The organism is Streptomyces sp. NPDC060184, assembly GCF_042728795.1.
GTDB lineage: Bacteria > Actinomycetota > Actinomycetes > Streptomycetales > Streptomycetaceae > Streptomyces.
Genome location: NZ_JBHWYX010000069.1, coordinates 1 through 22,136, shown reverse-complemented (window position 1 = coordinate 22,136; position 22,136 = coordinate 1). Strand labels below are relative to the sequence as shown.

Annotated in this window: 22 protein-coding genes and 1 riboswitch; of the genes, 13 read left to right on the top strand and 9 right to left on the bottom strand. The window is 73.3% G+C overall.

The window, feature by feature from the left end:
- Window positions 1–77: 77 nt before the first annotated feature.
- Window positions 78–851: an endonuclease/exonuclease/phosphatase family protein gene (locus tag ACFWEE_RS30885; RefSeq protein WP_386894220.1), complete on the top strand. Its 774-nt coding sequence runs from the start codon at window positions 78–80 to the stop codon at window positions 849–851.
- 4 nt (window positions 852–855) lie between these two features.
- Here ACFWEE_RS30885 and ACFWEE_RS30880 read toward each other — a convergent pair whose 3' ends face one another.
- Together ACFWEE_RS30880 and ACFWEE_RS30875 are read right to left on the bottom strand one after the other, a co-directional pair.
- Window positions 856–1,533 carry a hypothetical protein gene (locus tag ACFWEE_RS30880; protein WP_386894218.1) on the bottom strand — a complete coding sequence of 226 codons (678 nt, stop codon included), beginning with the start codon at window positions 1,531–1,533 and terminating at the stop codon, window positions 856–858.
- Window positions 1,526–2,305: an alpha/beta hydrolase gene (locus ACFWEE_RS30875; RefSeq protein WP_386894216.1), complete on the bottom strand. Its 780-nt coding sequence runs from the start codon at window positions 2,303–2,305 to the stop codon at window positions 1,526–1,528. The genes ACFWEE_RS30880 and ACFWEE_RS30875 overlap by 8 nt, the downstream gene beginning before the upstream one ends.
- A 238-nt stretch (window positions 2,306–2,543) precedes the next feature.
- Here ACFWEE_RS30875 and ACFWEE_RS30870 point away from each other — a divergent pair, with 238 nt between their 5' ends.
- The 4 genes from ACFWEE_RS30870 to ACFWEE_RS30855 all read left to right on the top strand — a co-directional run bounded on the left by ACFWEE_RS30870 (window position 2,544) and on the right by ACFWEE_RS30855 (window position 6,674).
- Window positions 2,544–3,353 carry a lysophospholipid acyltransferase family protein gene (locus ACFWEE_RS30870; protein WP_386894238.1) on the top strand — a complete coding sequence of 270 codons (810 nt, stop codon included), beginning with the start codon at window positions 2,544–2,546 and terminating at the stop codon, window positions 3,351–3,353.
- A gap of 194 nt (window positions 3,354–3,547) precedes the next feature.
- The gene (macS, locus tag ACFWEE_RS30865) at window positions 3,548–4,771 is read left to right on the top strand and encodes a MacS family sensor histidine kinase (protein ID WP_386894214.1); all 1,224 of its coding nucleotides are present in this window, start codon (window positions 3,548–3,550) and stop codon (window positions 4,769–4,771) included.
- Window positions 4,772–4,896: 125 nt separating this feature from the next.
- Entirely contained in the window at window positions 4,897–5,541 is a 645-nt protein-coding gene (locus ACFWEE_RS30860; RefSeq protein WP_386894236.1) for a response regulator, read from the top strand.
- A gap of 128 nt (window positions 5,542–5,669) precedes the next feature.
- Window positions 5,670–6,674, top strand: coding sequence for a 2-hydroxyacid dehydrogenase (locus ACFWEE_RS30855; RefSeq protein ID WP_386894212.1), 1,005 nt, complete (start codon window positions 5,670–5,672; stop codon window positions 6,672–6,674).
- Between the two features lie 104 nt (window positions 6,675–6,778).
- Here ACFWEE_RS30855 and ACFWEE_RS30850 read toward each other — a convergent pair whose 3' ends face one another.
- Window positions 6,779–8,674: an anthranilate synthase family protein gene (locus tag ACFWEE_RS30850; RefSeq protein ID WP_386894210.1), complete on the bottom strand. Its 1,896-nt coding sequence runs from the start codon at window positions 8,672–8,674 to the stop codon at window positions 6,779–6,781.
- Between the two features lie 297 nt (window positions 8,675–8,971).
- Between ACFWEE_RS30850 and ACFWEE_RS30845 the strand changes: the two genes are divergently transcribed.
- Both ACFWEE_RS30845 and ACFWEE_RS30840 read left to right on the top strand, forming a co-directional pair.
- Window positions 8,972–10,318 (top strand): class II 3-deoxy-7-phosphoheptulonate synthase, encoded by a 1,347-nt coding sequence (locus ACFWEE_RS30845; protein WP_386894234.1) that lies wholly within the window; start codon window positions 8,972–8,974, stop codon window positions 10,316–10,318.
- Between the two features lie 195 nt (window positions 10,319–10,513).
- Window positions 10,514–10,762: a bacterioferritin-associated ferredoxin gene (locus ACFWEE_RS30840; RefSeq protein ID WP_386894208.1), complete on the top strand. Its 249-nt coding sequence runs from the start codon at window positions 10,514–10,516 to the stop codon at window positions 10,760–10,762.
- A 47-nt stretch (window positions 10,763–10,809) separates the two neighbouring features.
- On the opposite strand, the gene bfr is transcribed toward ACFWEE_RS30840, so the two are convergent.
- A complete protein-coding gene (gene bfr, locus ACFWEE_RS30835) occupies window positions 10,810–11,289 on the bottom strand; it encodes a bacterioferritin (RefSeq protein WP_386894206.1) in 480 nt (159 codons plus the stop codon).
- Window positions 11,290–11,441: 152 nt separating this feature from the next.
- Here bfr and ACFWEE_RS30830 point away from each other — a divergent pair, with 152 nt between their 5' ends.
- Complete coding sequence (locus ACFWEE_RS30830; protein WP_386894203.1) at window positions 11,442–12,074, top strand: sulfite oxidase-like oxidoreductase; 633 nt, start codon at window positions 11,442–11,444, stop codon at window positions 12,072–12,074.
- A 36-nt stretch (window positions 12,075–12,110) separates the two neighbouring features.
- On the opposite strand, the gene ACFWEE_RS30825 is transcribed toward ACFWEE_RS30830, so the two are convergent.
- The 5 genes from ACFWEE_RS30825 to thiO form a co-directional block, all read right to left on the bottom strand.
- Window positions 12,111–12,974, bottom strand: a complete 864-nt coding sequence (locus ACFWEE_RS30825; RefSeq protein ID WP_386894201.1) for a deoxyribonuclease IV — start codon at window positions 12,972–12,974, stop codon at window positions 12,111–12,113.
- Window positions 12,975–12,976: 2 nt separating this feature from the next.
- Window positions 12,977–14,935: a Stk1 family PASTA domain-containing Ser/Thr kinase gene (pknB, locus tag ACFWEE_RS30820; protein ID WP_386894199.1), complete on the bottom strand. Its 1,959-nt coding sequence runs from the start codon at window positions 14,933–14,935 to the stop codon at window positions 12,977–12,979.
- A gap of 107 nt (window positions 14,936–15,042) precedes the next feature.
- A complete protein-coding gene (locus ACFWEE_RS30815; protein WP_386894197.1) occupies window positions 15,043–15,837 on the bottom strand; it encodes a thiazole synthase in 795 nt (264 codons plus the stop codon).
- Window positions 15,838–15,839: 2 nt separating this feature from the next.
- On the bottom strand, window positions 15,840–16,061 hold the full coding sequence (gene thiS / locus ACFWEE_RS30810; RefSeq protein ID WP_386894195.1) for a sulfur carrier protein ThiS: 222 nt from the start codon (window positions 16,059–16,061) through the stop codon (window positions 15,840–15,842).
- Window positions 16,058–17,287: a glycine oxidase ThiO gene (gene thiO / locus ACFWEE_RS30805; RefSeq protein WP_386894193.1), complete on the bottom strand. Its 1,230-nt coding sequence runs from the start codon at window positions 17,285–17,287 to the stop codon at window positions 16,058–16,060. Before thiO ends, thiS begins: the two co-directional genes overlap by 4 nt.
- Window positions 17,285–17,396: riboswitch (TPP riboswitch) on the bottom strand. (Overlaps the previous gene by 3 nt.)
- A gap of 104 nt (window positions 17,397–17,500) precedes the next feature.
- Here thiO and ACFWEE_RS30800 point away from each other — a divergent pair.
- From ACFWEE_RS30800 to ACFWEE_RS30780, 5 genes are all read left to right on the top strand, one after another.
- A complete protein-coding gene (locus ACFWEE_RS30800) occupies window positions 17,501–18,736 on the top strand; it encodes an NAD(P)/FAD-dependent oxidoreductase (RefSeq protein WP_386894191.1) in 1,236 nt (411 codons plus the stop codon).
- A 124-nt stretch (window positions 18,737–18,860) separates the two neighbouring features.
- A complete protein-coding gene (locus tag ACFWEE_RS30795) occupies window positions 18,861–19,226 on the top strand; it encodes an Rv2175c family DNA-binding protein (RefSeq protein ID WP_386894189.1) in 366 nt (121 codons plus the stop codon).
- 150 nt (window positions 19,227–19,376) lie between these two features.
- Window positions 19,377–20,021, top strand: a complete 645-nt coding sequence (gene thiE, locus ACFWEE_RS30790; RefSeq protein ID WP_386894187.1) for a thiamine phosphate synthase — start codon at window positions 19,377–19,379, stop codon at window positions 20,019–20,021.
- Window positions 20,022–20,173: 152 nt separating this feature from the next.
- Window positions 20,174–21,091, top strand: coding sequence for a methylenetetrahydrofolate reductase [NAD(P)H] (gene metF / locus ACFWEE_RS30785; protein ID WP_327175271.1), 918 nt, complete (start codon window positions 20,174–20,176; stop codon window positions 21,089–21,091).
- Window positions 21,092–21,145: 54 nt separating this feature from the next.
- Window positions 21,146–22,096, top strand: a complete 951-nt coding sequence (locus ACFWEE_RS30780) for a hypothetical protein (protein WP_386894184.1) — start codon at window positions 21,146–21,148, stop codon at window positions 22,094–22,096.
- Window positions 22,097–22,136: the final 40 nt, after the last annotated feature.

Below are 22,136 nucleotides of genomic sequence, written 5' to 3'. Positions count from 1 at the left end.
CCGCACCACGCGCGATCCGAACGGACGCCCGCCGCGCCCCCAGGGGCACGGCGGGCGTCCGTCGTATCGTGGCCCGCATGGTTCTGACGCCGCTGCCCGACTCCCGTACCGAGGACGACGGTTCGGCCGTCGTCCGTGTTCTCGGCTACAACATCCGCTCGATGCGCGACGACCCCGCCGCCCTCGCCCGCGTCATCCGCGCCTGCGCCCCCGACCTGGTGTTCGTCCAGGAGGCGCCGCGCTTCTTCCGCTGGCGCAAGGCCGCCGCCCGGCTCGCCGCCGCGACCGACCTGGTCATCCTCTCCGGTGGCGCCACCGCCGCCGGCCCCTTGCTGCTCTGCTCCCTGCGCGCCACCGTCGAACGCACCGAGGACGTCCTGCTGCCGCGCACCCCCGGGCTGCACCGCAGGGGCTTCGCCACGGCGGTGGTCAAGATCGCCGGAACCCGGCTCGGTGTGGTCAGCTGCCATCTGAGCCTGCGGCCGGACGAACGCCTCGCCCAGGCCCGGGCGCTGCTGGAACGGGTGGAGGCGCTGGGCGTCGAGCACGCGGTGGTGGGCGGCGACCTCAACGACGTACCGGCCGGGGAGGCGTTCCGGCTGATCGCCGGGCGGCTCCACGACGGCTGGGCGGTACGGCCCTGGGGCGGGGAGCACACCTTCCCGGCCGACGGGCCGGTCCGCCGCATCGACGCCGTCCTCACCACGGACGGCATCGAGGTCCTCGGCTGCGGGGTCCCGGCCGGGCTCCCCGGCGTCGACGACGCCGATCTGCGGGCGGCCACGGACCATCTGCCGGTCCTGGCCGCCCTCCGGGTGCCGGCCGCCGCCCGCGCGGGCGACCGGGCCTGACGGCTCAGACGACGGCGCCGTGCCCCGGGTCGCCCAGGTCCTCGTCGTCGTCGTGCGGCATCCGCGCCACCAGCGTCGCGCAGCCGCCGAGGAAACCGCCGATGCAGACGGTCGTCAGCCACCAGGTCATCTCCCAGCCCAGCAGCACCGCGAGGAGCATCAGCACCGGACCGCCGACCACCCCGAGCCAGGCGAACTTCGACGTCGCGTCCGCCTCCGGGAGCGGCGGCGGCTCCGGCGGCACGAAGTGCCCCTCGGGGTCGTCGTCCTCGCCGTCGGCGGCGCCGCCGGAGTCCCCGTCCGGCAGCACATGGTCGCGGGGGCCACCGACGCCGGGGGCGAAGACCACCGAACTGCCCAGACCACTCTTGCCGTTGCCCTTGTCCGCCGGGGCCTCGGGGCGGTCCTCGTCGTCCAGCACGTTGATCAGGTCCTCGTCCGGCAGGGCGAGGTCCTCGATCGGCTTGAAGGGCTTGGCGCCCGGCGGGTCCGGCGGCTCCTCGCCGTACCCGGCGACGATCGCGGCCCAGGCGGCCTCCTCGTCCAGCGGGCGCACCTCGTCCCGGGGCGCGTCGGCGGGGCGCCCCTCGTCCGTACTCCCGGGCGCGGCCGTCTGCCCCTCCGCCTGCGGCGGTTCGCGCTCCTCGTCACTGCCCGTGCGGTCCGCGTCCTGCTCAGCCACCGGACATACCCCCCTTCTCCGCCACTCCGGATGCGAGACGGGCGAGGAACCGGTGGCTCTCGTCGAAGATCCGCTCCGCGTCATGGTCCAACGTCGCGACGTGGTAACTCTGTTCCAGCAGCACCTCCTCGACGTCCCGCGAGGACACCCTGCTGAGGACGCGGGCCGTGTCGGCGGGCGGCACCACGTGGTCCTGCGAGCTGTGCAGCAGCAGCACCGGCTGCGTCACCTGCGGGAGTTCGGTGTCGACGATCCGCAGGAACCGGCGCAGCGAGTGGGCGGAGTGCAGCGGGACCCGGTCGTAACCGACCTCGTGCGCCCCCTCGCGCGCGATGTCCCCGGCCAGGCCCTTCGTCGTACGGACGAGGTGGCGGGCGACCGGCAGGGCGTACGCGGACAGGCCGTGCACCTTGTTCGCCGGGTTGACCAGCACCAGCCCGCTCACCGCGTCGCCGTGGCGCGCGGCCAGCCGCAGCGCCAGCGCCCCGCCCATGGAGAGGCCGAAGACGAAGACCCGGGCGCACCGCTCGCGCAGCACCCGCAACTCCCGGTCCACCTCGGCGTACCAGTCCTGCCAGCCGGTGACCGCCATGTCCTCCCACCGGGTGCCGTGCCCCGGCAGCAGCGGCACCGACACGGTGTACCCGCGCGCCGCGAGGTAGTCGGCCCACGGGCGCAGCGACTGGGGCGATCCGGTGAAGCCATGACAGAGGAGGACGCCGACCTCTCCGCCCTCGTGGCGGAACGGCTCGGCTCCAGGGAGGACCGGCACCGGTGACTCCTGTTCGTGAGGCTGGGCTCGGGCGGGGGAGTGCGTGGGGGGCTTGCGAGGGGGCGTACGGGGCACCCGCGAGAAGAATGACTTCACCGTACGCGACCGGGCCGACACCGACCAGGGCCGTCGCGCCACCGGCACGGGGCGGCCCGCGCACCGTGCGGCGACGGCGGCCCGCGCGCGGGTAAGGTCGTGGCACAGCACACAGGAGGCACCCCAGTTGATCTACGGCGCGATGCACTTCTCCCTCGGGGGGTCCCTGAAGCTCGCCTTCAGGCCGTGGGTCGAGGGCCTGGAGAACATCCCCCTCACCGGACCGGCGATCCTGGCGAGCAACCATCTGTCCTTCTCCGACTCCTTCTTCCTGCCGGCCGTCCTCGACCGCAAGGTCACCTTCATCGCCAAGGCCGAGTACTTCACCGCGCCCGGAGTGAAGGGCAAGCTCACCGCGGCCTTCTTCAAGGGCGTCGGCCAGCTGCCCGTCGACCGCTCCGGGGCCAGGGGCGCCGGTGAGGCCGCGATCCGCGCCGGGATCAAGGTGGTCGAGGGCGGCGGACTCTTCGGCATCTACCCCGAGGGCACCCGCTCGCCGGACGGCCGCCTCTACCGGGGGAAGCCCGGCGGCCTCGCCCGGGTGGCGCTGGCCACCGGCGCGCCCGTCATCCCGGTCGCGATGATCGACACGGAGAAGATCCAGCCGCCCGGCCAGGTCATCCCCAAACTGCTGCGTCCCGGCATCCGGATCGGCAAGCCGCTGGACTTCTCCCGCTACCAGGGCATGCAGGGCGACCGGTTCATCCTGCGTTCGCTGACGGACGAGGTCATGTACGAAATCATGAAACTCTCCGGGCAGGAGTACGTGGACGTCTACGCGACGGCCGCCAAGCGCCGGATCGCCGACGAGGCCAAAGCGGCCTCACAGCAGCAGAAGCAGGCCGCACAGGAACAGAAACACGCGGTACAGGAACAGAAACAGGCCGCGCTGGAACAGAAACAGGCGGCGCGGGACGAGAAGCGCTCGACGCCGGAACCGCCGGCGCGGTAGCGGGCGTCGCCGGGACGACCGGCGAAGGCGGCGGGCGGCGGCGGGTGTTCGCCGCGACGGGTGCCGCTGACGACGGGTGCCGGTGACGACGGGGGCCGGTGAGGGCGGGCGCTGTCGCACGACGGGTGTCCGCGGCAGCGGTGGAGAGAGAGCAGGTCCGGCCGACGGGGGCGCGGACCGCGGGGGTGGGGGAGATGACCGGGCGCGAGCGGGTCGTACGGATGTCGGTCGAGCAGCCGCTGTGGCGCGCGCTCACCGGATACCGGGTGCTGACGACGGTCTACGCCCTGGCGCTGGCCGTCCTGGGGCGCGCGGACTTCGAACGGCCCGCGGTGGCCTTCGGGTTCCTCGCCGTGATGGCGGTGTGGACGCTGCTCACCCTGCCCCGGGTCGCCAACGCGGCGCGTTGCACACGGCCGTTCCTCGGCGCGGACCTGGTGGTGGCGCTCACCGGCATCCTGCTCACCCCGGTCGCCGATCTCGACGCCCACCACGTCGACGGCTCGACCCTGCCGTCGATCTGGACCGCCGGGGCGGTGCTGGCCTTCGCGCTGAAGGGCGGCTGGCGGTGGGCCGCCTTCGCGTCCACGCTCGTCGCCGCCGCCAACCTCGTCGAGCGCGCCGAGCCCAGCCGCGACACCCTCCACAACGTCCTGCTGGTCTGGGTCGCCTCGATAGCGATCGGGTACGTCGTCGAGGTCGCCCGCGCCAGTGAGCGCACGCTCGCCCGCGCCCTGGAGATCGAGGCCGCCACCCGCGAGCGGGAGCGGCTGGCCCGGGACATCCACGACAGTGTGCTCCAGGTCCTCGCCATGGTCCAGCGCCGGGGCACCGCCCTCGGTGGCGAGGCCGCCGAACTGGGCCGGATGGCCGGGGAGCAGGAGATCGCCCTGCGCACCCTCGTCTCCAGCGGCCTGGTGCCCACCACCCGGGTCTCCGAGGACACCGCGCAGGGCGCCGTCGTCCGTACCGTCACGGCTCAGGAGCCGCCCGCCGACGCCTCCGAGATCGATCTGCGCACCCTGCTCGCCCCGCACGCGGGCTCCCGGGTCAGCCTCGCGGAGCCCGGCGCCCCGGTCCTGATGCCGCCCGGCGCGGCGCGGGAGCTCGCCGCCGCCACCGGCGCCGCCCTGGACAACGTACGGGCCCACGCCGGACAGGACGCGCAGGCGTGGATCCTGGTCGAGGACGAGCCCGGCGAGGTGGTCGTCACGGTCCGGGACGACGGACCGGGCATCCCGCGGGGGCGGCTGGCCGAGGCCGAGGGGGAGGGCCGGCTCGGCGTGGCCCTCTCCATCCGCGGGCGGTTGCGCGACCTGGGCGGCACGGCCGAGGTGATCTCGGTGCCGGGCCAGGGCACCGAAGTCGAGTTGAAGGTTCCGAAGGCCCCACGGGGGAAGGCAGGATCGATCCGATGAGTACACCGACAGCACCGGGCACACCGGACAGAACGGGCGCACCGGCGGCACCGGACGCACCGGGCGGGGCGGTCGCCCCCGGGCCCCCGCCGCAGACCCGCGCCGACGGCACGGTCATCAAGGTCATGGTGGTGGACGACCACCCGATGTGGCGCGACGCCGTCGCCCGCGACCTGGCCGAGTCCGGCTTCGACGTCGTCGCGACCGCCGGTGACGGCCCGGGGGCCGTCCGCCGCGCCCAGGCGGTCCGGCCCGACGTCCTCGTGCTCGACCTGAACCTGCCGGGCCTGCCCGGTGTCCAGGTCTGCAAGGAGCTCGTGGCGCACCTCCCCGGCCTGCGGGTGCTGGTGCTCTCCGCCAGCGGGGAGCACGCCGACGTGCTGGAGGCGGTGAAGTCCGGGGCCACCGGCTACCTGCTGAAGTCCGCCAGCACCCGGGAGCTGACCGAGGCGGTCCGCTCGACCGCGGTCGGCGACCCGGTCTTCACCCCGGGGCTGGCCGGACTCGTGCTCGGCGAGTACCGCAGGCTCGCCTCCGACCCGTCCCCGGCGGCCCCCGACGACCCGAAGGCGCCGCGCCTGACCGAGCGCGAGACCGAGGTGCTCCGGCTGGTGGCCAAGGGACTGTCGTACAAGCAGATCGCCGAGCGGCTGGTGATCTCGCACCGCACGGTCCAAAACCACGTCCAGAACACCCTCGGCAAGCTCCAGCTGCACAACCGGGTGGAACTGGTCCGGTACGCCATCGAGCGGGGCCTCGACGACGTCTGAGCGGAGTCCGGCGGGCCGGCCGGGGCGGGGCGCGCCCCGGCCGCCGCCGAGCGGCGCGCCCGGTCACCCGGTCGTATATTCGCGGTGTCCGGGTCATGTGCCGTACCGCAGCACCAACGGGAGACGCCGTGGAAATCCTGGCATTCGGTGTGCAGGCCGACGAGAAGCCCCTGATCGAGAAGGCGTTCGCCGGGAAGCACGAGGTCCGCTGCCTGGAGGTGTTCCTCACCCCGGACACCGCGGCCCTCGCGGCGGGGTACGAGGCCATCTCCACCAGCGTCAACGCGGACCTCGGCGCCCAGGTGCTCCGGACCCTGGCGGCCGGCGGCACCCGGATGATCGCCCAGCGGTCGACCGGTTTCAACAACATCGACCTGGAGGTCGCCGCCTCCCTCGGCCTGCGCGTCGCCCGGGTCTCGTACTACTCGCCCCACTCCGTCGCCGAGTTCGCGTGGACCCTGGCGATGGCCGTGAACCGCAAGGTCATCCGCGCGGCGACGCGCACCCGCGACTTCGACTTCCGGCTCGCCGGACTCCTCGGCCGGGACATGCACGGCCGCACGGCCGGGGTGATCGGCACCGGCAAGATCGGTGAGGCGTTCACCCGGATCGCCCACGGTTTCGGCATGAACCTGCTCGGCTGGGACGTCGCCGAGAACCCCGCCTGCGTGGAGCTGGGCATGCGGTACGTCGAGAAGGACCAGCTCTTCGCCGAGGCCGACCTCATCAGCCTGCACGTCCCCCTGCTGCCCGCCACCCACCACCTCATCGACCAGCGGGCGATGGCGCTGATGAAGCGCGACGTGATCCTCGTCAACTCCAGCCGGGGCGGCCTGGTCGACACCCGCGCCCTGGTCACCGAACTCCGCGCGGGCCACTTCCTCGGCGTCGGCCTCGACGTGTACGAGGAGGAGGCCGGGCTCTTCTTCCTGGACAAGTCGCTGGAGGGCATCGACGACGACACCCTCGCCCGCCTGCTGACCTTCCCGAACGTCCTGGTCACCTCCCACCAGGCGTACTACACCGAGGACGCGGTCGGCCAGATCATCGACGCCACCGCCGCCAACATCGACGACTACCTCGCCGGACGCCGCAGCGACAACGTCCTGGTGCCGGCGGCCCCGGAGCGGTGAGCGCGGCGCGGTGAGCCGGCGCCCCGCCCGGGGCACCGGCACCCGCCCGTCCGGTCGCGAACGGCGTCCGGTCGCGAACCTGCGTTCCGTCGCGAACGGGGCGTTCAGCCGCGTACCGGCAGCCCCGCCAGCAGCTCGGTGACGATCTTCGAACCCCGCAGCGTCAGCACCGACTCCGGGTGGAACTGCACCGAGGCGAACCCGTCGCCGCGCAGGGCGTACAGCTCGCCGGTGACCTCGTCCCGGCTCACCTCGATGCCGTGCGCGCCCAGCTCGGCGGTGGCGGCGTCGTCGCACCGCGCCGCGAAGCTGTTGTAGAACCCCACGGTCTCCGGCCGGCCGAACAGCTCGATCCGCGTCTGCGCCCCCTGATGGGGCACCGCCTTGCGCACCACCTCCAGGCCCAGCTCCGCCGCGATCAGTTCATGGCCCAGGCACACGCCCAGCAGCCCGTCCCGGTGGTCGCGCACCAGCTCCGCCGCGACCGAGCGCAGCAGCACCATCTTGGCGTCGGCGGGGTCGCCCGGGTTCCCCGGCCCGGGGCCCAGCACCACCGGCCCCCGGTGCGCCCGGACGGTCTCCCGCAACTCCGGTGCGTCGAAGCGGACGACCGACACGTCGAGCCCCGAGGCGCGCAGCAGATGCGCCAGCATCGAGGTGAAGGTGTCCTCGCCGTCCACCACCAGCGCGTGGCCCGACGCCGTCCGGGCCGGCTCCTGCATCCGCAGCCAGAACGGCGCCAGCCCGCCCCGCCGGTCGTCCAGCGCCGACTGCACCCGGGGGTCGGTGGCCAGTTGCGGCCCGGTCCGCTCCTCGGTCCGCCGGCCCGGCCGCACCCCGAGAGCGGCCAGCACCCCCGCCGCCTTGGCGTGGGTCTCGGCGACCTCGCCGTCCGGGTCGGAGTGGCGTACGAGGGTGGCGCCCACCGCCACCGCGAGCCCGCCGTCCGCCGCGATGTCGGCGGTACGGATCAGGATCGGCGAGTCGAGGGTCTGGGCGCCGTTCGCGTCCCGGCGCAGCAGCGCCAGCGCACCGCTGTAGTAGCCGCGCCCGGCGGGCTCGTACCGCCGGATCACGCGGCACGCGTTCTGCACCGGGGAGCCGGTGACGGTCGCCGCGAACATGGTCTCCTTCAGCACCTCCCGCACGTCCAGCGTCGACTTCCCGCGCAGCTCGTACTCGGTGTGGGCGAGATGGGCCATCTCCTTCAGCCGGGGCCCGACCACCACCCCGCCCATGTCGCCGACCATGCACATCATCTTCAGTTCCTCGTCGACCACCATGGAGAGCTCCTCGGTCTCCTTGCGGTCGGCGAGGAAGTCCAGCAGGCTCTCCACGGTCGGGCCCTGCTCCGGATAGCGGTACGTCCCGCTGATCGGGTTCATCACCACCGTGCCGCCGGACATCCGGACGTGGACCTCGGGGCTGGCGCCGACCAGGGTCCGGCCCCGCGGGCCACCGGTGTGCACCACGAACGTCCAGTACGCGCCGCGCTCCCCCTCCAGCAGTCTGCGGAAGAGCGCCAGCGCGTCCGCCCGGCCGTAGCCGGGGATCTCGCCCCGGAACGTGCGCCGGATCACGAAGTTCGCTCCCTCGCCCTGGCCGATCTCGTCCTCGATCACCCGCCGGACGATCTCCGCGTACTCCTCGTCCGGTACGTCGAAGGCGCCTTCGGTCACCCGCACCGCGTGCGGGGGCAGCGCGGCCAGCACCTCGGCGAGCGGCAGCTCGTACGACTCGTCGGCGACCAGCACCGCGAGCGGTGTCCCGTCGTCGGTCACGTCGAAGCCCCGCTCGGCGATCTGCCGGTAGGGCACCAGGGCCAGCGAGGGCAGCTCGCCCACCGGCAGGTCGGCGAGGCGCGCCACCTCCCGGACCTCGCCGGTCAGCACCTCGACGGTGTCGTGGTCGCGGCCGGGCGTGCGGCGGCGCAGCAGGGCGAAGGGCGGGGCGTCGTCGCGGAGGAGACGGTGGACGAGAGAGGTGGCGCGGTGCGGCATGAGCGTTCCTTCCGGGGGGTGTCCGAGGGATGTCCGAGAGGGACGTCCACGGGTTTCCCGAGGGGAGGAACCGCTCCGCGAAAGCAGAAAAGGCCGCCCCTCGGGGCGGCCTTCGCGAGATGTTCAGCGCGAACTGTCAGCGGGCCGCCGTCGAGCGGGCCACCACCAGTTCTGGTTCGTGTGCGTGAACATGCGACGATCCTAGCGCTACGGCGCACCAGCATGCGAGCAATCGTCTCAACTGTTGAGCGACCGGTTGGACGCAGCCCGTTACCCCGTAGGGTGGTCCCCGTGACCGTGAACGCCAATACCTCCGTCGCCGGTGGCAACACCTGGCGAGACCTTCCCGCGGCGCAGCAGCCCGAGTACCCCGACTCCGAGGCGCTGCGCGATGTACTCGCGGACCTCGCGTCGTATCCGCCGCTCGTCTTCGCGGGCGAGTGCGACCAGCTGCGCGCCCGCATGGGAGCCGTCGCCAAGGGCGAGGCGTTCCTGCTGCAGGGCGGCGACTGCGCCGAGGCCTTCGACGCCGTGTCCGCCGACCACATCCGGGCCAAGCTGAAGACGCTGCTCCAGATGAGCGCCGTCCTGACCTACGCGGCGGCCGTCCCGGTCGTCAAGGTGGGCCGGATCGCCGGGCAGTACTCCAAGCCGCGCTCCAAGCCGACCGAGACCCGTGACGGGGTGACCCTGCCGACGTACCGCGGCGACTCCGTCAACGGCTTCGCCTTCACCGAGGCCGCCCGCGTCCCGGACCCCCAGCGCCTGAAGCAGATGTACCACGCGTCCGCTTCGACGCTGAACCTCGTCCGCGCCTTCACCACCGGCGGCTACGCCGACCTGCGCCAGGTGCACGCGTGGAACCAGGACTTCGTGCGGTCGTCCCCCTCGGGGCAGCGCTACGAGGCGCTGGCCCGCGAGATCGACAACGCCATGAACTTCATGAAGGCCTGCGGCACCGACCCGGCCGAGTTCAAGGCGGTGGAGTTCTACTCCTCGCACGAGGCGCTGCTGCTGGACTACGAGACGGCGCTGACCCGCACCGACTCGCGCACCGGCGAGCTGTACGACACCTCCGGCCACATGGTGTGGATCGGTGAGCGCACCCGCCAGATGGACGGCGCGCACATCGAGTTCGCGTCGAAGATCCGCAACCCGATCGGCATCAAGCTCGGTCCGTCGACCTCCGTCGACGAGGCGCTCAGCTACATCGACCGCCTGGACCCCGAGCGCGAGCCCGGCCGGCTGACGTTCGTCGTCCGCATGGGCGCCGACAAGGTCCGCGACAAGCTCCCGGAGCTGGTCGAGAAGGTCACCGCTTCCGGCGCGGTCGTCGCCTGGGTCACCGACCCGATGCACGGCAACACCTTCGAGGCCGCCTCCGGCCACAAGACGCGCCGCTTCGACGACGTCCTGGACGAGGTCAAGGGCTTCTTCGAGGTGCACAAGGGCCTGGGCACCCACCCGGGCGGCATCCACGTCGAGCTCACCGGCGAGGACGTCACCGAGTGCGTCGGCGGCGGCCACGAGATCCTCGTGGACGACCTGCACCAGCGCTACGAGACCGCCTGCGACCCGCGGCTCAACCGCAGCCAGTCGCTCGACCTGGCCTTCCTCGTCGCGGAGATGTACCGCGACCAGTGAGCCCGGCCGGTAGGCGGCAGCCGGAAGCCGGCGGGCCCGTGAGGGGCCCGCGCCAACGCGCCCGTGGGGCACGGATCGATGTGATCCGTGCCCCACGGGCGTTCCGGGGCTTTTGCCTACCCGTCCCGATGGGTAAGGTTAGGTTTGCCTCACCGCGTCGGGAGGTGTCCGCACGCTCCCCGGGAGGTGAACCGCATGTACGTCTGCTCCTGCTTCGGCGTCACCGAACAGCAGGTGAAGCAGCATGCGGAGGCCGGGGCCTGCACCCCCCGGCAGATCGCCTCCGCCTGCAAGGCCGGCACCGACTGCGGCGGCTGCGTCCGCCGCATCCAGGCGCTGCTGGGCCGGGGCGAGTGCCCGCGCCGCGAGCTGCTGGAGCGCCGCACCGACCCGCTCGCCGCCGCCGTGGCGCCTGTGGCCCCCGCGCTCCCCGAAGCCGCCTGACCGGAGCCGTGGGCCCCGCGGGCTCCGTGTCGCCGACCGGCCGCCGGTCAGCCCTCCGGCTGCTCGATCTGCTGGGCGATGTAGAGCGGCTCGCCGAGCTTCTCGACCAGATCCAGCTGGGTGTCCAGGTAGTCGATGTGGTGCTCCTCGTCCTCCAGGATCGACTCGAAGATGTTGGCCGAGGTGATGTCGCCCTTGGCCCGCATGACCTCGATCCCGCGCTTGAGGCGGTCGATCGCCTCCACCTCCACCTGGCGGTCGGCCTGGAACATCTCGGTCACCGTCTGGCCGACGCGCACGTGGAAGAGGCGCTGGTAGTTCGGGAGGCCGTCGAGGAAGAGAATCCGGTCGGTCAGGATCTCCGCGTGCTTCATCTCGTCGAACGACTCGGCCCGGGTGTACTTGGCGAGCTTCGTCCAGCCGAAGTTGTCCTGCATCTTCGCGTGCAGGAAGTACTGGTTGATGGCAGTCAGTTCGGCCGTCAGCTGTTCGTTCAGGAACTCGATGACCTCGGGGTCGCCCTGCATCGCAGAGGCTCCTTCCAACCGGTGTACCGGACAGTTGGGCGCATCCTCGCACCGCGCCTCCCGGCCGTCCAGTAAGTACATGCTTAGTAGGTATTGCCCGGTTCGTGTCTGCCTGGTCACCACCACCCCTGCCTGTCTGTCACCATGGAGGCATGGGTCAGCCGGAGAGCGAGGGATACCGCGTATCGGGACAGTCCGAGCTTCCGCCGGGCCAGCGTCTGCAACGCGGGTGGCCGGTGACCCACTACGGGCCCGTGCCCAAGTTCCGCCCCGAGCGCTGGGAATTCCGGGTCTTCGGAGCCACCGCCGACGGCGGGAAACACTGCTGGAACCACCAGGAGTTCTCGGAGCTCCCCTTCTCCTCGGTCGTCGCCGACCTGCACTGCGTGACCAAGTTCTCCATGCTGGGCTCCGAGTGGGGTGGTGTACCCGCCTCCGTGGTCCTCGGTCTCGCACCGCCCGCCGACGACGTCACCCATGTGATGGTGTGGGCCGAATACGGCTTCTCCTCGAACCTGCGGCTCGCCGACTTCGCCTCGGAGCGCACCCTCTTCGCCACCCACAAGGACGGCGACCTGCTCACCGCCGAGCACGGCTTCCCGCTGCGCCTGGTCGTCCCGCACCTGTACGCCTGGAAGGGCCCGAAGTGGGTCCGCGGCATCGAGTACATGACGGCCGACCGCCGCGGGTTCTGGGAGGAACGCGGCTACCACAACATCGGCGACCCGTGGAGCGAGCAGCGCTACTCCTACCAGGAGAAGCCCGGGGACGGCCCGGAGCTCTGAGCCCGCCCGGACGCGCCGCGCCCCGGTGAATCCCGGTCAGGCGCCCACGGAGTCCCGCAGCTCCTTCAGCCGCGCCACGTCCGCCGCGTGCCCCTCTTTCCCGCCGGGCGTCTCGATGACCAGCGGCACCCCGGCCGTCGCCGGGTGCGCGAACAGCTCCCGGAACGGCTCCACGCCGATGTGCCCCGAGCCGATGTTCTCGTGCCGGTCCTTGTGGGCGCCGACCACGTCCTTGGAGTCGTTGGCGTGGATCAGCTTCAGCCGGCCCTCGCCGACCGTCTCCACCAGCAGGTCCAGGGTCTGCCGCATCCCGGACGGACCGGCCAGGTCGTGGCCCGCCGCGTAGATGTGGCAGGTGTCCAGGCAGACGCCCAGCTTGGGGTGAGAGTCCAGCGCCGCGAAGTACGGTCCGAAGTCCCAGGTCCGCGAGCAGAGCGAGGACCCCTGGCCGGCGGTCGACTCCAGCAGCAGATCGGGATCGTCGTCGTGGGTCAGCTCGTCGAGCAGCGGGAGCATGTGGTCACGCACCTGCGCCAGCGCCGCCTCGCGCGGCCGGCCGCCCGTCGCCGAACCGGTGTGGACGACGACGCCCAGCGCGCCGATCTCGCGCGCCCGGCGCAGCGAGTGCCGCAGCGACTCCACGGACTTCTCCACGGTCGCCTCGGTGTGCGAGCCGAAGTTGATCAGGTACGGGGCGTGCACGTACACCGGCATGTCCCGGGCCTCGCACTCCTTGCGGAACAGCGCGTCCTGATCGGGCTTCCCCGCCGGGGTGGCCCAGCCGCGCGGGTTCGCGACGAAGACCTGGACGGTCTCGGCCGCCAGCTCGTCGGCGTAGCCGAGGCCGGTCCTGACCAGCCCGCCGGCCACCGGGACGTGTCCGCCCACCGGGTTGCGCATGTTCACAGTCCCTTGGTCCTGATGGTGATGGTGGATCCCTCGGCCGCCCGGCCGCCGCCGTCGACGGACTGGCTCCCGACCGTGTCGCTGAAGGAGAGGAACGGCCGGTCGACCTTGACCTCGAACCCGGCGTCCTCCAGGAGGTCCCGCGCCTCGTCGACGTCCTTGCCGGTGACGTCCGGCACCTCGATCATCCGGGGGCCCTTGGAGACGGTGAGCTGGACGGTGTCCCCCTCGGCCGCCTCGGCGCCGGGGGCCGGGGTCTGCTCGGCGACGTCGCCCGCGGCCTCGGGGGAGTTGACCCGGCCGGGCTTCGCCTCGGCCTTGAGCCCCTCCTCCTCCAGGGCGGCGGTGGCGTCCTCGACGGAGAGCCCGGAGACGTCCGGCACGTCGACCGGGGCGCCCTTGCTCACGACCAGGGCCACGGCGGAGTCGGGGTGACGGCCGGTGCCCGCCCCGGGGTCCGTGCGGACCACCTCGCCGCGCCCGACCTCCTCGCTGAACTCCCGGGTCACCATGCCCGGCGCCAGACCGGCCTCCTTCAGGGAGCGGCGCGCGTCGGCCAGCGAGGTCCCCGCGACGTCGGGGACCTCGACGATCTCCGGCCCGCGCGAGACGACCAGCTTCACCGACTCGTTGCCCCGGACCCGGTCGCCGGGCGCGGGGTCGCTGCTGATCACCGAGCCCCGTTCGACCGTGTCGCTGTACGCCTTGTCGACGGACTTCACGTCGAGCCCGGCGTCCGTGAGCCGCTTCTCCGCGGCTTCCTGGGTCTGGTTGAGGAGCGAGGGGACCTGGGTGAACTGGCCCGAGTTGATGTACCAGACACCGCCCCCGACCAGCAGCACCAGCAGCAGAGCGGTGACCGCCGCGTAGACCCCGCGGCGCGGCCGGCCCCCGGCCCCTCCCGCCCGCGCCGACCGCCGGGGCCGGCCGGGCGCGACGGAGGCGGTGGCGGCGGCGGGCATCTCCAGCCGGCTCGTCCGCTCGACGGTGGCCCGTCCCCCGGCCACGGCGCGCGGCAGCACGCTCGTACGGTCCTCGGCGCCGGAGGTGCCCGAGGCGCCGGAGCCCGCCGGGGCGTGCGCCCGCGGCGGTACGGCGTCCAGCTCCGCGTCGCTCAGCAGCGCCCTGGCCTCCAGGGTCTCGGAGAGCAGCACCACCGCGTCCTGCGCGCGGGCCCCCGCGTCGCGGGCGGTGGCCCCCGCCACCAGCGCGTCCAGCGCCGGGGAGAGCCCGGGGACGGCGGCGGACGGCGGCGGCACGTCCTGGTTGAGGTGCTGGTAGATGATCTGGGCGGCGTTCTCGCCGGTGTGCGGCTTGGTGCCGGTCAGCATCTCGTACAGCACGACACCGCAGGCGTACACGTCGGAGCGGGTGTCCGCGGTGCCGTGCTCGATCTGTTCGGGGGCGAGGTAGGAGACCGTGCCCAGCAGGGAGCCGGTGGTGTCGGTGGCGGTGCCGACCGCGCGCACCAGCCCGAAGTCTGCGACCTTCACCCAGCCGTCGTCCCCTATCAGGACGTTCTCCGGCTTCATGTCGCGGTGCACGAACCCGGCCCGGTGCGCCGCGCCCAGCGCCGCCAGCACCGGCTCCAGGATGTCGAGCGCGGCACGCGGCTGGAGCGCCCCCCGGTCCCGCAGCACCTCGCGGAGCGTGCACCCCGCGACGTACTCCATGGCGAGGTAGACGTACGCGCCCTCGGCACCCTGGTCGAAGACGGACACCACGTTCGGGTGCGCGAGGCGCGCCACGGACTTCGCCTCGCGGATGAAGCGCTCCACGAAGGAGGCGTCGGCGGCGAGCGCCGGGTGCATCACCTTGAGAGCGAGCACCCGGTCGAGCCGGATGTCCACGGCCCGGTAGACCGTGGCCATCCCGCCCACGGCGATGCGCGCGTCGACGCGGTAGCGGCCGTCGAGCAGCCGTCCGAGCAGCGGGTCCTGGAGGGTCGTGTCCACCCGACGAGTCTACGAGCCGCCGACGGCACCCCGGTCGCCCCGGAGCGGGCCCGGGGCCGTATCGCAGCCGAGCCGTGACAACACGGCCGCGCGGGACCGTCCCCCGGTCAGAACGCCGGACGCTCCGGGTCGAGCACCGCCCGGCCCTCCACCGGGGAGGACGCCTCGGCGAAGTGCCGGCGGGGGATGCGGCCCGCCCGGCGGGCGAGACGGCCGCCGTCCACCGCGTGCCGCATCGCCGACGCCATCAGCTCCGGCTCCTGCGCCCGGGTCACCGCCGAGGCGAGCATCACCGCCGCGCACCCCAGCTCCATCGCCAGCGCCGCGTCCGAGGCGGTGCCCGCACCGGCGTCCAGGATCACCGGGACCCCGGCCCGCTCCACGATCAGTTCGAAGTTGTGCGGGTTGCGGATGCCGAGGCCGGAGCCGATGGGCGAGCCGAGCGGCATGACCGCCGCGCAGCCCACGTCCTCCAGCTTCCGGGCGAGGACCGGGTCGTCGTTGGTGTACGGCAGCACGGTGAACCCGTCGTCGACCAGGATCTCCGCCGCGTCCAGCAACTCGACCGGGTCCGGCAGCAGGGTCCGCTCGTCGGCCACCACCTCCAGCTTCACCCAGTCGGTGCCGAGGGCCTCCCGGGCCAGCCGGGCCGTCAGCACCGCCTCGCCCGCGGTGAAGCAGCCCGCGGTGTTGGGCAGCACCTGGATGGAGAGGCGCTCCAGGACGGAGAGGACCGAACCCTGCACGGTCGGGTCGAGCCTGCGCATCGCGACGGTGGTCAGCTCGGTGCCGGAGGCGACGAGCGCCCGCTCCAGCACGTCCAGGCTGGGGGCGCCGCCGGTGCCCATGATCAGCCGGGACGAGAACGCGCGCCCGGCCAGCTGGAAGAGGTCGTCGGACATGGTCAGCCTCCCTGTACCGCGGTGAGGACCTCGATCCGGTCGCCCCCGGCGAGCGCGGTGGAGTCCCAGGCCGAGCGCGGCACCACGCTCTCGTTGACGGCGGCGGCGACCCCGGAGGGCGCCCGGGTGAGGGTCGCCACCAGGGCGCCCAGGGTGGTGCCGGCGGACACGTCGCGCGGGTCGCCGTTGACGGAGACGCTCACGGTGGCGGTCGGGTCACTCATGCGTACTGCTCCTCGCGCGCGGGGACTACGGGGGTGGTGAAGCGGTCCGGCGCGAACGGGCGGGCCACCTCCGGCAGCTCGCCGGTGGTCAGCGCGTGGGCCATGGCGTCGCCGGTGACGGGGGTGAGCAGCACGCCGTTGCGGTGGTGGCCGGTGGCGACGAGCAGCCCCGGCAGCGCGGTCGGGCCGAGCGCCGGCGCGTTGTCAGGGGTGGCGGGACGCAGCCCGGCCAGGGTCTCGGTGAGCGGCAGCTCGGTGATGCCCGGCACCAGCTCGTGGGCGTCGCGCAGCAGCTCGTACACCCCGCCCGCCGTCACCGTGGTGTCCCAGCCCATCTCCTCGCTCGTCGCGCCGACGACCAGCTCGCCGTTCTCGCGCGGTACGAGGTACAGGTCCTGGCCGCGCACCACCGCGCGGACGGTCCGGCTGAGGAAGGGGGCGTACGCGCGCGGCACGGTCAGCCGCAGCACCTGGCCCTTCACCGGGCGCACCGGCGGGGCGACGCCCTCCGGCAGCCCGGGGAGCCGGCCGCTGAGGCTTCCGGCGGCCAGCACCACCTGACCCGCCGAGACCGCCGTGCCGTCCGCGAGCAGCGCCCCGGACGCCCGGCCGCGCGCGGTCTCCAGGCGCTCGCAGAGGACGCGGTGGAACACCACCCCGGCCCGCTCGCAGGCCGTCAGCAGCGCGGTCGCGAGGCGGCGCGGGTCGACCTGGTGGTCGCCGTCGACCCGCAGCCCGCCCCGTACGCCCGGCGCCAGCATCGGTTCGAGCCGCCGGCACTCGCGCCCCGACAGCCACTGCGCGTCCAGGCCGGACCGCTCCTGGAGGGCGTGCAGCTCGCGCAGGTGCGCCCGGTCGTCGGAGTCCAGCGCCACCGCGAGGGTGCCGCAGGCGCGGAAGCCGGTCTCCCGGCCGCTCGCCGTCTCCAGCTCCGCCACGAACTCCGGATAGCGGGCGGCGGAGGCGAGGTTGAGGCCCAGCAGCATCTGCTCGCCGTAGTGGAGTTCGGTGACGGCGGCCAGCATCCCGGCCGCCACCCGGGCGGCCCCGCCGCCCGGTTCCGGATCGGCGACGGCCGTCCGCAGCCCCGCCTGCGCCGCCCGCCAGGCGGTCACCAGGCCGATGATGCCGCCCCCGACGACGAGCACGTCGTACGAGGGTCCCCGGCGGTCCGCGCCGCTCGTGCCCCCGCCCGCGGCGGACGACGGTTCCTGTGGTGCGCGCATGGGTGTCCAGCCCCTCCCTTCGCCGGCATGACCCGGATCAGGTTCGTACGGTCGGAGGCCGCCAGCCTCCCTCTCAGCCCGGTGCGTCCGGGCTCCCGCGAGTGTCTTTCCGCAGCCACCCTAAACCCCGCCGTCCGCGCGGTACGAGGCAGTCTCCGGGGCGGCCCGCCCACCCCGGGGACCGGGGGTGCGCCAGGTGCTTAGGGTGGGTGCGTGAGCGAACAGAGCGGGCAGCGGGCACCGGAGCACGGCGTCGTCATCGTCGGAGCGGGCATGGCGGGCGTGCAGACCGCCGTCGCCCTGCGGGACGAGGGGTACACCGCACCCGTCACCCTGATCGGCGCGGAGCCGCACCAGCCCTACGACCGGCCGCCGCTCTCCAAGGCCGTGCTCCTCGGCACCGCCGAGCACTCCGCCTTCGACATCGACTTCGAGGCGCTCGACGTCGAGCTGCGCCTCGGGCTCTCCGTCACCGGCCTGCGCCCCGCCGACCGCGAGGTGGACACCCCGGACGGCCCGGTGCCGTACGACGTCCTGGTCGTCGCCACCGGCGCCGAACCCCTGACGCTGCCCGGCGCCGCCGGGGTCCCCGGCACCCACCTGCTGCGCACCCTGGACGACGCGGCCCGGCTGCGGCCCGTCCTCGCCGAGCGCCACGACGTCGTCGTGGTCGGCGCGGGCTGGATCGGCGCCGAGTTCGCCACCGCCGCCCGCGCCGCCGGCTGCACGGTCACCGTCGTGGAGGCCGCCGACCGCCCGCTCGCCGGGGTGCTGCCCGCCGAGGTCGCCGCCCCGATGGCCGACTGGTACGCGGACGGCGGCGCCACGCTCCTCACCGGCGCTCGGGTCGAGCGCGTCGAACCCGGCGCCGTGGTCCTCGCCGACGGCCGCAGGCTCCCGGCCGGGGCGGTGGTCGTCGGCATCGGCGCCCGCCCCGCCACCGGCTGGCTCACCGGCTCCGGCATCGCGCTCGGCCCCGACGGATCGGTCACCGCCGACGCCTCGCTGCGCACCTCGGCGCCCGGCGTCCACGCCGTCGGAGACTGCGCCTCCTACCCCTCCGCGCGCTACGGCGCACGCCTCCTGGTCCACCACTGGGACAACGCGCTCCAGGGACCGCGCACCGTCGCGGCGGGCATCGCGGGCTCCGAAGGACCCGGCGCCGCGGAGCCGTACGACCCGGTGCCGTACTTCTGGTCCGAGCAGTTCGGCCGGTTCGTCCAGTACGCCGGGCACCACGCGGACGCCGACACCCTGCTGTGGCGCGGCGACCCCGCCGACGAGGAGTGGACCGTGCTCTGGCTCCGCGACGGCGCGCTGGTCGCCCTGCTGGCGGTCGGCCGTCCGCGCGATCTCACCCAGGGCCGCAAGCTGATCGCCTCCGGCGGGGCCGTCGACCCCGAGCGGGCGGCCGACCCCGCCGTACCCCTGAAGTCCGCCGTCCGCTGAGCCCCGGAGCGCCGCTCCCGCGTGCCCGCACGACCCCGTCCGACCCCCGCGCGACCTGCGCGGACGCGGTCCGTACGGCAGGCCCGGCTTCCGGCTGTCGGTCCCAGATGGCACGCTTGTCCTCGTGACCGAGATTGACGCAAAGATCGATGCTCTCGTCCCTGCCTGGCTCCACCTCCCCGACATCGCGGAACTCCTCGGTGTCGAGGTGACGCGCGTGCGGCAGCTGGTCAAGGAAGGCCAGCTGATCGCGGTGCGCCGCGGTGAGAACCGGGCGCTCCAGGTGCCCGCCGCCTTCATCGACGGCGACAAGGTCGTCAAGGGCCTCGCGGGGACCCTGACGCTCCTGAGGGACGACGGCTATTCCGACGAAGAGATGCTGGACTGGCTCTTCACCCCCGACCCGACCCTGCCGGGAACCCCCGCGCAGGCGCTGAGCGAGAATCGCGGGACGGAGGTGAAGCGCCGCGCCCAGGCGCTCGCCGTCTGACCGAGACGACCGCACACGCGGTCGCGGGCGGGGGGGGGAGGCCGCCCCCCCCCCAGCGCCCCTCCTAGTCCGGTCGCCGCCCCCGCCGGGCGCCCTGGGGCTGGGCGGCCCCCGCCCGCGACCGCGGTGACCCACGGGGGGAACTCCTTCATGTCCACGCCGCGCCACCTGCTCGCCGACGCCCGTCTCTACCTGTGCACGGACGCCCGCAGGCGGCAGGGCGACCTCCCCGCGTTCCTCGACGCGGTGCTCTCCTCCGGAGTGGACATCGTCCAGCTGCGGGACAAGGGCATGGAGGCCGCCGAGGAACTGGAGCACCTCCAGGTGTTCGCGGAGGCCTGCGCCCGCCACGGCAAGCTCCTCGCCGTCAACGACCGCGCGGACGTCGCCCACGCCATCGGCGCCGACGTGCTCCACCTCGGCCAGGGCGACCTGCCGGTCCCCGCTGCCCGCGCGATCATCGGCGAGACCCCGCTGATCGGCCGCTCCACGCACGCCGAGTCCGAGGTGGACGCGGCCGTCGCGCAGCCCGGCGTCGACTACTTCTGCACCGGCCCGTGCTGGCCCACCCCGACCAAGCCCGGCCGCCACGCCCCCGGCCTCGGCCTGGTGCGGTACGCCGCCTCCCTGAACACCCCCCGCCCGTGGTTCGCCATCGGCGGCATCGACGCGGGCAATCTCGACGAGGTGCTGGACGCCGGCGCCCGGCGCGTCGTGGTGGTCCGCGCGATCACCGAGGCCGACGACCCGGCCGGGGCGGCTGCCGCCCTGGCCAAGCGCGTCCGCGAGCGCTGACCCCCGCCCCGCCGCCACCCGTGCGGACCCGGGCCGGGGGCGGGAGCACCGGACCGGAGCGCGCTGTCCGAGGCGTGGACAGTATTCACTGCAATACGGACATATGTCCCGCTCTGGTTGGGGGACGGCCGCACCCTGGTTAACCTCGCGGTATGGCCCTTGGCACCTCCTCCACCCGGACGGACCGCGCACGCACCGTGCGCGAGCTCCTCGCGTCCGGCAAGACGTCCTACTCCTTCGAGTTCTGGGCACCCAAGACCGAGAAGGGCGAGCGGAACCTCTGGAACGCGCTGCGCCGGGTCGAGGCCGTGGGTCCCAGCTTCGTCTCCGTGACGTACGGAGCCGGAGGTTCCACCCGGGCGGGCACGGTCCGGGCGACCCAGCAGATCGCGGCCGACAGCACGCTCACCCCCGTCGCCCACCTCACCGCGGTCAACCACTCCGTCGCCGAGCTGCGGAACATGATCGGCCAGTACGCCGACGCCGGGATCAGGAACATCCTCGCCGTGCGCGGAGACCCGCCGGGCGACCCGATGGGCGAGTGGGTCGAGCACCCGGAAGGCGTCCGGTACGCCGCCGACCTCGTGCGGCTCATCAAGGAGTCCGGCGATTTCTGCGTGGGCGTCGCCGCGTTTCCCGAAATGCACCCCCGGTCGACGGACTGGGAGGCAGATACCCGGCATTTCGTGGACAAGTGCCGGGCCGGTGCGGACTACGCCATCACCCAGATGTTCTTCGAACCCGACGACTATCTCCGGATGCGTGACCGGGTGGTTGCCGCGGGTTGCGACACGCCCATCATTCCCGAGGTCATGCCGGTCACCAGCGTCAAGCAGCTCGAAAGATTTCCCCAGCTGAGCAACGCGGCCGTGCCCCGGGCCCTCGAAGAACGCATCCACGCCGTCAAGGACGATCCGGCCGCTGTACGCTCCATTGGCATCGAGTTCGCAACGGAGTTCTGCGCGAAGCTGCTGTCCGAAGGTGTGCCCGGACTGCACTTCATCACGCTCAACAACTCGACGGCAACGCTCGAAATCTACGAGAATCTCGGACTGCACAAGCAGTCGTGACCGGCCGTACCCGCCCCCGATCCGGCGGCGGCGGCCGTAGAAGGTGGGGCGGGCGTGGGCTGGACGGTCCTCTACATCGCTTTCGGCGTGGTGGCGCTGTGGCTGCTGGGTGAGGTGCTGCTGCAGTACAAGGCACGGCTGCGCTGGAGGCTCCTCGCCTTCTCCGGATTCCTCTGCGTGGTGCTCGGCGTCCTGATCCCGTCCGTGCTGGTCATCGTCGCGGGCGCGATCGCCTTCGCGGTGGGCCAGACCTATGTGACGCTCTCCTTCCGGCGGGGCTTCTCCACCGGGTGGGCCATAGGGGGCAGCCCCGGGGCCAGCCGCCGTCGCCGCGGCGAACGGCGCCCCGCCGAGGAGGAGCCCGTCCTGGAGGTCTCCGACCTGGAGTACGAGGAACCCGCCGCGCCCGCGCGGGGCGAACAGGCCGCCGTGTACGAACCGGAGCCCATGCCGGAGGAGACCGGCCAGTACGGCGTGTACAGCCCGAGCACGAGCCCGTACGCGCAGCCGAACGGCGACCAGGGGTACCAGGAGCAGTACCAGCAGGAGCCGCAACCGGCCGGCGCCCAGCCCCAGTTCGCCGCGCACGACCCGTACAGCGGCTACGGCGAGCCCGCGCAGAACCCCTCGTACGGCGGCGGGTACGCCTACGGCACCGACCAGCACAGCTATGCGGCGTACTCCGACCCGTACATCGGCACGGGCGGCACGGCCGCTCCGTCGTACGCGTCCTACGACGCCTACGGCAACAGCACCGGCTACGACTCCGCGCCGAGCGGGTACGACGGCTACCCGAACCAGCAGCAGTACAGCGAGCCGTACACCGCCCAGCCGTACTCCGCCGACACCCCGCCGGGCGGCGTCTGGGTGCCGCAGCAGCGTGAGGGCGAGCAGTACCCGCAGGGCACGCCCGCCCCGTACGGCAGCGGCTACCCGGCCGGTGACGACGGATACGGCAACGGCACCGGATACGACCCCGGCCAGAACGAGCAGTACCGCTACTGAGACGACGTCAGCGGCGCGCCCCCTCCCACCGGAGGGGGCG